We start from the raw sequence: 8,035 nt of genomic DNA on the forward strand, positions 1-8,035 counted from the left end.
CGTCAGATCACTTGGAAAGCGAAGCCGATCACGGTTATGCTCGGCGCGAGCGATATCGGTCCAGGCCATCGGAAACCCCTTTTGATTCAGCACCAAACGGGAATCACAACCTGCTGATATCGCTCAACTCCTTTTAAATCCGGCTCTAACAGGATCATGTGTCCAGCCAAACAGATCGCGCCCGACCTTGTCCCGGCTACGACTTACCACAAATTTGACACCCGCCTTCGCGGACCAAACGCGCATGATTTTGTTTGTAATGGTCGATATTTGCGTATAGTTCTTCCTTTTATCGTCATAGTATCGGTAGTCATAAAATTTAGACTGCAAAACGGAGCCAACGTCTTCCTCGCGTGATATCGTCGATCGAAGCATAATTTGCCGTAAGATGAGCTCTACGGGCGCAGTAGACTGACCTTTTTCATATCCCTTTGTAATAGACCGAACAGCATCGGCCGTTTCCCTGTATAATCTTATCCTATTCTTAGTGAGCCACATTGAATCTGGGATGTTCAATGTAAACCATTTTTTTCGCGAAACTGTCGTTGGAAACAGGAAGAAACCACACCGATGAAGAAAAAGCATAAGAACGAAAGGAACGTGCGTGGTAATTCTTCGGCCAGAGTCATCGAATTGTGGTTCGGAACAAAATCGCGCTAACCAATCAAGAAACGGCATGGAACCCAGGGACGCCAGTTTCTGCTCTAGTTCAGGCATGAGAAATTCGTTGGCGTACTGCTCCCGGAGCACCCGCGACATGCTCGCAACGGAGCTCCCCAATGATGCAAGGACGAATTTCTTGGCGTCTGCCTGGGTCAGATTCAGCAATCGAGATAAATCACTCCCTTCGATGCGGCGCGGTGTCCGATTGAGGATCTCCTGAGCCTCGTCGGGAAGTCCGTCGGTAAGCAAAAAGCGCGCTGCGCATACGCGCTCGCCTGTGATGTAGCAAGACGCTCCATAGATTCCGCTGTCCGCATGGTTCTTTCGGAGACCGAGCGTTTTAACTTCGGACGTCATAAGCGAACGAAGCCAAGCCAACTGCTCGATCCGAAAGGCCTTGAGCAACTCCTCCATCTCAACATGTGTCGGCGTCTTGAGCAGCACGAAATCGCGCTCCGACGCATTGAGAAGGATGGTTCTCTTACCAATGCCCGCGGTCAACCGCTCGCACTCAGGCGAATCGACGGGGATAATCATGGCGCACCTAGGATATTCTGGTTTGACAGCTCAAATAACCTCAGCCGATCATGTAGTATAGCAGGGTCATTTCCGTAAGCTGATTGGCTCTCAATATTTATGTGATGCAAGAATCTTTGCCGGTGCTCTGCGTCGATACCGGGACAGCGTCGCAGGCAGCGCACGTATGTGGCGCGAAGACCATGAAGATGAAAGGCTCCTCGATACGGCTCTTGGCCGATGCGTCGGCAAGCTCGCTCCCATGCCTTAGCGAGGTTGCTCAATTTCAGAGGAAGGCCAAAGAACTCCCCTTTAGGATCATCATTGATAAGAAGATAGGGGTGAGATGCCAATATACTGCGAGGAACACGCGGCAATATTTCTTCTTTTAACTCAAGTGACAGTTGATAATAATAATCCGCCCAATATCTGCTTATCCAGAATACMTGGCTAAGTTGAAGCTGCTCGTTGTCCATAAGCATGCCTTTCCAGCCAGCCCGACCGCTATCCTCCAGTCCTGGCCTTGGACATCTTGCGTAAAACTCCATCAAGTGCTGCGCTCTGGATGCGCCATCTATCGACATCCTCCCAATATACTGAGCGGCATAGGGATGAGCCAAAACGATCAACGGAACGTCTGATGCCCGATCGTCAGGGAATAGAATGGGTCTATATGATCCAGGCAAGACATCCTCGCGCCACATATTCAATTGCTCTGAAATCCTTGGACCCCCAAACGCACCCGCCACAAACACCATTCTTTGGACAACACTTTTAGTTTGAAGAATTATACTACGTAACTCATCGTCCGGAATGAAAGATCGATTATCTGAAACACCAATTCGACTTGACGCTGGGCGACTTGACAAAGAGGGCCCAACCGGTCGCCGCTCTTCCCGGTAATACTGAAGATGAGCAAAGAATTCAGCCTTTGACTTGCGCAAATTTACACGCATACTAGCGTCTACTTTTCGATTAGCGAAATAATTAGTTGATATAGAGCTCGTTGTGAGTGGAATATAACCAAAGTTTTTAACGCAATACTCAGAGTACATTCGAATATTTTGGCGATCGACCTTGTAAGTCTCGTACTTGGCGCCACCCCAAAACAGGCCACTGGGATCGGTCCCGTCGGCCCCCACCGTGCCGGCGCAGCGCGCCACGAAAAACCGGAGCACGAATGACGGTAAACTCTCGGCCGTCAGAACCCGTTGGCTTTCGTGAAGCAATAGAAAGTCATGGAGCAGCCCCATGGTGTTCGCGATAGAGCGCAGTCTAGGCAGCGGCGTGCCATGGCGCAGCATCTGGTACTTAAAAGCCGTCAGCTCCATCATTGGCTGCGGCTCCTCGTCCGGGCGATCGAAGATCACCACGGGTAGGACCCGACCCCCGATATCCGTAGCGACTTCGAAGACGGAGAATGTCTTCGGAACGGTCGGCCGCTTCATCTGCACCTCTTACTACCACGATGGCGGATCGGCTACGGCGGCGAGCTGCGCCAAACTCCGCCCACGAACAAGCAGTTTGCCCGGCCTCCAAGACGCCGACAGTCGGACGTCGACAACTTCGCCCGGCAGATCGACAGGTATGTTATATCGGTTAAAAAATTCCTAATGATCGTCATACTATTAAGGTCACATAAGCCTAAAGCGATCAGTCAATCTGAAATGATGACTATACACTATCTATACCGAAATATACATAGCGCTATTCTATATTCTATTTTTCGCCTATTACTCGTTATTGGCAAAACGGAGTTGAATTTCTATTTCGATCTTGTTCATATCCTCCTTTCTAATACGAAGCAAATAGTATCCCATTACTCCGTTCTCGCGGAACGCGGCTTTCCTGAAACGTCGTCCTCCCGGACCGCCGGAACAGCGCTCTCCCAGAGCGCCAGTCTCCCGGAGCGGAAGTCTCCCGGACCGGCGGAGCGCGTGTCTCCCGGAGCGCCAGTCTCCCGGAAGGGGAGCTCAAGGAGCCGCACCGCTTGAGAACGTAATCGCCACCACGAACGCTGAATTAGAGAGCACGAGCGACTTCAGTGGGACCCGCCACCCAAAGCCTCAGGTCCGTGGCGCTTACAACTTTGGGCATCGCTAGCACGTGCGGCCCCCCTCTGGACGCCAGAATGCCCCGGCCGAGCAACCCCGACCAGCTCAGCCGGGGCAATCTGGCTCACCCGGCTGGCCAGTGAAGGTTGTCGTTTGAAGGTGCATCTAGGCCTACGTCGGGCCCCGGCTTACGAGGAGACACAGAGTATAGTTGGGATAGGGTCTCAATCGCCGATCAACGTACAGGCATGGACCCCACCTGAAGCCGTATTCCCTCACTCAGAGTATTGCGACCGCAGGGGTACTAAGTCTCGGCCTGCGCCACCTGCGACGGCTTTTTCTTCCGCGGCAAGGAAGTGGTCGTCGTCGGCGGCGGTAATACCGCGGTCGAGGAAGCGCTCTATCTCGCCAACCTTGCTGCGAAGGTCACCCTGGTGCACCGGCGCGATTCGCTGCGGGCCGAGAAGGTGTTGCAGGATCGCCTGTTCAAACATCCCAAGGTCGAGGTCGTCTGGGACAGCGAGATCGCCGAGATCTGCGGCGGTACGCAGCCGCCATCAGTCACGCATCTGCAGCTCCGCAACCTGAAGACGGGCGCTGAGAGCGAACTGAAGACCGACGGAGTCTTCATCGCCATCGGCCACAAGCCGTCGACCGAACTCTTCACCGGGCAGCTCGCCATGCGTGAATCAGGGTATCTCGACGTGACGCCCGGCACGACGCAGACCAACATCCCCGGCGTTTTTGCCGCGGGTGACGTCACCGACGAGCATTACCGCCAGGCGGTGACGGCCGCGGGACTGGGCTGCATGGCCGCGCTCGATGCCGAAAGATGGCTTGCCGCCAACGTCACGGAACAGCGCGAAGCGGCCGAATAGGCCGAAAAAGACAACCCATCACGATTGTTGATGGGTTGTCTCACGAGATTCAGTGTGAAAAGAGGCCCCGTCGGCAAAGCAATCGTTGACGTTCCTGCGTTTTACCCCCCAACATGCACGAAACGCATAACGGGGGAACCGCGGTGGATTGGGACCGCATCAGGATTTTTTATACCGTCGCAGAATCCGGCAGCTTTACCAAGGCTGGCGACGTACTTGGTTTGAGTCAATCCGCCGTTAGTCGGCAGATTGGCGCGCTTGAGCGTGAGCTGCGTGCACCGCTGTTTCACCGCCATACGCGCGGGCTCATTCTCACCGAGCAGGGCGAATTGCTCTGGCGCGCGGCACGCGAGATGACGCAGCGCCTGGAGCGTACGCGCGCCCAGCTTTCGGAGACGCGCGAGCATCCATCGGGCGAGCTGAAGGTCACGGCGACACGCGGTCTCGGCGGCCATTGGCTAACCCCAAGGCTGGCGGAGTTCCTCGATCTCTACCCCGACATCAAGGTTGACCTCATCCTCACCGATGAGGAACTCGACCTCTCGATGCGCGAGGCCGATATCGCGATTCGCCTGCGCCAGCCGCAGCAGCCGGACCTGATCCAGCGCAAGCTCTTCACCGTGCATTTCCACGTCTATGGCTCACCGGCCTATATCAAGCGCTTCGGTGAGCCGAAGAGCTACGAGGATCTCGACAATCACCGGCTCCTGTCGTTCGGCAGCACCTCGCCGTCCTATCTGACCGCCGTGCACTGGCTTGGAACCCTGGGCCGCGAACAGCGCAACCCACGCCCGATCCATCTCACCGTGAACAACATCACGGCGATGAAGCGGGCAGTCGACAGCGGCGCGGGCATCGCGGTGCTGCCGGACTATCTGATCGAGACCGGCTCACCCCTCGTCCAGCTCATGCGCGAGACTGAGATGCCGCAGCTCGAAAGCTATCTGGTCTATCCGGAAGAGATGAAGTCGGTGGCCAGGGTGCAGGCATTCCGCGACTTCCTGATCCAGAAAGCCCAGCGCTGGACCTACTAAACGGCCGGATGCCCCGGCTATGCGCGCAGCGCGGGTATCCCGCGCTGCGGCGAGCGCATGCTTTCAGCCATTTAGGCTAAAATTTGTCGCACATGATGATAGGTCATGCAGTTTCCGCATAGCGGCCCCAAGCTATGCTGCATTGCAAAACGGCACGTGCTGCCCGATATAGCAATCACGGTTGTTCGGAACGGGCTCCGCATTCTCCTCCCGGCGTTGAGTTCGTTCCAGCCGTTCCCCTCTGAGATGTTTGGCGGTAACGCCGGATGTTTCAAACTTCAAAGGCCAGCTCCCTCGGGACGCTGGCCTTTTTTTCGTCTTGCGTCGGTCTGCTCCGCGCATACGCGATCATCCCGGCGAAGCTGCGGCGCAGAGCCATGGGCCATGTGGGAGCATCGCCCCCTGCGATCAGGTACGAGGCCCCGATCGTTTGGCGCCCCTCCCCGACTGAGGTGACAGGCATAGCTGGCAGCGCAGATCGTCAGCGCCGCCGCGCTTCCAGCGGCAGCGAATCGAACAGGCTCGGCACATCGCTGGTTCGCGCCTTCTCGATCGTCAGCATCCGCAGCTTGGTCTCCACCCCGCCATCGGCCGAGAAGCCGCCGGTCTTGCCGTTAGCCGCCAGGACGCGATGGCAGGGCACGATGATTGGGAAGGGATTCTCGCCAAGCGCGACGCCGACCGCCCGCGCTGCACCCGGCTCGCCGATCCGCGCCGCGACTTCGCCATAGGTCAGGGTTTCGCCAGGCGGGATGCTCAGGGCAACCGCATAGACCTTTCGGTTGAAGGCCGAGACACCGTCCATCTCGATCGGCAGGTGAGCAAGATTCCTCTTCTCTCCCCGCAGCAATGCCATGATCGCGCCAATCGCATCCTGCACGAACGGCGGAGGAGCGCTTTCGACAGCCTCCGGATAGCGCCGGGCCAACCGCTGGCGGGCTCGCGCCTCATCCTGCTCCGGCAGTTGCGCACCAATCAGGCGTTCGGCATTCCAGACCAGCGCGCAGGCGCCGATTGCCGTATCGAACAGGCAGAAACCCTGGCTCATCACGCCTCCCGACGGAAGCGGCGGCCTCAGACGTAGAGCCGCTCGCCTTCAAGCCCCTTGTACATCGCTGCGACCTGCTCGCCATAGCCGTTGAACAGCAGTGTCGGTCGACGCTCGCGCGAACCGAGAACCTGCTCGCTGGCCTGGCTCCAGCGCGGATGCGGCACCTCCGGGTTCACATTGGCCCAGAAGCCGTATTCCGACGATTGCAGGGCCTCCCAGAAGGTCTTGGGCCGCTCGGCGACGAAGCTGATCCGCGCAATCGACTTCACCGATTTGAAGCCGTACTTCCACGGCGTGATCAGGCGAACCGGGGCACCATGCTGATTCGGCAGTGGCTTGCCGTAGATCCCGGTCACCATCAGCGTCAGGTCGTTATTCGCCTCCGCCATGGTCAGCCCCTCGGTATAGGGCCAGGGATACCAGCGTTGCGTCTGCCCGGAGGCGACGCGCGGGTTCAGGAAGGTTTCGAACTTGACATATTTGGCACTCGAGAGCGGTTTCGCCAGCGCCACCAGGGCCTTCAGCGGAAAGCCGGTCCAGGGCACGGCCATTGCCCAGCTCTCGACGCAGCGGAAGCGATAGAGCCGCTCCTCGAGCGGCATCTTGCGGATGAGATCGTCGAATCCGATCTCGAACGGCTTCTCGACGATGCCGTCGATCGCGATGTTCCAGGGCCGCGTCGGCAGCTTCTTAGCCGCACTGACGACATCCTTGGACATGCCGAACTCGTAGAAATTATTGTAGTTCGCCGGCAGCTCCTCGTCGGTCACCGGCCGGTCGAGCGTGTAGCTCGCATTGCGCTTGGCAGGATAGAGATCGAGCGTCGGATCCGCGCCTTGCGCGGCTGCGATCTGGGGCAATGTACTCCCGGCGATCAGCCCCACGCTCCCGCCGAGAAAGGCCCGGCGGTTCATGGCGATATGTTCGGGAGTGGCCTGGCTTTCGGGCAATTCCCAGCCAGGGCGGCGTTTGATCAGCATCGACGGACATGCTCCGTTTCAGAGAGCGAAGCTTAGTCCACAGATGAGCTTCAAGTGCAATTCACGAGGGGGAGAGGCATCGAGCCCCTCACCGCATGGCTCCATGCATCCCGGCCCAAGCGAAGCGCAGGACCGGGATGGCGTCGGAGTGTGTGGAGTGGACGCGTCAGCCGCGCGCTTCCAGCGCCTTGACGATCGCATCGCCCATCTCGGCGGTCGAGACGGCATTGGCGCCCGGCGCGACGATGTCCTTGGTGCGGGTGCCGGCGCCGAGCACATCGGCGATCGCGCCTTCGAGCCGGTCGGCCGCCTCGATGGCACCGAAGGAGTAGCGCAGCGCCATCGCAAAGGAGCCGATCATCGCGATCGGATTCGCCAGGCCCTTGCCGGCAATGTCGGGAGCCGAGCCGTGCACGGGCTCGTAGAGCGCCTTGCGTTTGCCGGTAGCCGGGTCTTCAGCACCGAGCGAAGCGGAGGGCAGCATGCCCAGCGAGCCGGTCAGCATCGCCGCGACGTCGGAGAGAATATCGCCGAACAGGTTGTCGCAGACGATGACGTCGTACTGCTTCGGCCAGCGCACGAGTTGCATGGCGCAATTGTCGGCGAGCACATGCTCGAGCTCGACATCCCGGTAGTCCTTGGCGTGCAGGGCCGTGACCGTCTGCTTCCAGAGCACGCCGGTCTTCATGACATTGTGCTTCTCGGCCGAGGAGACCTTGTTGCGGCGGGTGCGCGCCAGCTCGAAGGCGACGCGTGCGATGCGTTCGATTTCGGGCGTGGTGTAGATCTGGGTATCGACGCCGCGCTTGGAACCGTCCTCCAGCGTGACGATCTCCTTGGGCTCGCCGAAGTAGACGCC

Annotated in this window: 6 protein-coding genes and 1 pseudogene; 2 read left to right on the forward strand and 5 right to left on the reverse strand. The window is 58.4% G+C overall.

What is annotated here, in order from left to right:
- Positions 1-123 precede the first annotated feature (123 nt).
- Together AC1D34_RS30200 and AC1D34_RS30205 are read right to left on the reverse strand one after the other, a co-directional pair.
- Positions 124-1,200 carry a hypothetical protein gene (locus AC1D34_RS30200; protein ID WP_476826197.1) on the reverse strand — a complete coding sequence of 359 codons (1,077 nt, stop codon included), beginning with the start codon at positions 1,198-1,200 and terminating at the stop codon, positions 124-126.
- Entirely contained in the window at positions 1,197-2,627 is a 1,431-nt protein-coding gene (locus tag AC1D34_RS30205; protein ID WP_476826198.1) for a hypothetical protein, read from the reverse strand. The genes AC1D34_RS30200 and AC1D34_RS30205 overlap by 4 nt, the downstream gene beginning before the upstream one ends.
- A gap of 914 nt (positions 2,628-3,541) precedes the next feature.
- Between AC1D34_RS30205 and AC1D34_RS30210 the strand changes: the two are divergent.
- A pseudogene (locus AC1D34_RS30210) lies at positions 3,542-4,111 on the forward strand (FAD-dependent oxidoreductase); the annotation flags it as partial.
- A gap of 143 nt (positions 4,112-4,254) precedes the next feature.
- A complete protein-coding gene (locus AC1D34_RS30215) occupies positions 4,255-5,145 on the forward strand; it encodes a LysR family transcriptional regulator (RefSeq protein WP_043233503.1) in 891 nt (296 codons plus the stop codon).
- A 481-nt stretch (positions 5,146-5,626) separates the two neighbouring features.
- On the opposite strand, the gene AC1D34_RS30220 is transcribed toward AC1D34_RS30215, so the two are convergent.
- From AC1D34_RS30220 to AC1D34_RS30230, 3 genes are all read right to left on the reverse strand, one after another.
- Positions 5,627-6,193: a methylated-DNA--[protein]-cysteine S-methyltransferase gene (locus AC1D34_RS30220; protein ID WP_476826199.1), complete on the reverse strand. Its 567-nt coding sequence runs from the start codon at positions 6,191-6,193 to the stop codon at positions 5,627-5,629.
- Between the two features lie 26 nt (positions 6,194-6,219).
- Positions 6,220-7,176: a protein-methionine-sulfoxide reductase catalytic subunit MsrP gene (gene msrP / locus AC1D34_RS30225; protein ID WP_476826200.1), complete on the reverse strand. Its 957-nt coding sequence runs from the start codon at positions 7,174-7,176 to the stop codon at positions 6,220-6,222.
- A gap of 166 nt (positions 7,177-7,342) precedes the next feature.
- A partial coding sequence (locus AC1D34_RS30230; RefSeq protein ID WP_476826201.1) for an isocitrate/isopropylmalate family dehydrogenase occupies positions 7,343-8,035 on the reverse strand: 693 nt, incomplete at its 5' end.

Source organism: Allobosea sp. P1_A7 (assembly GCF_056406775.1).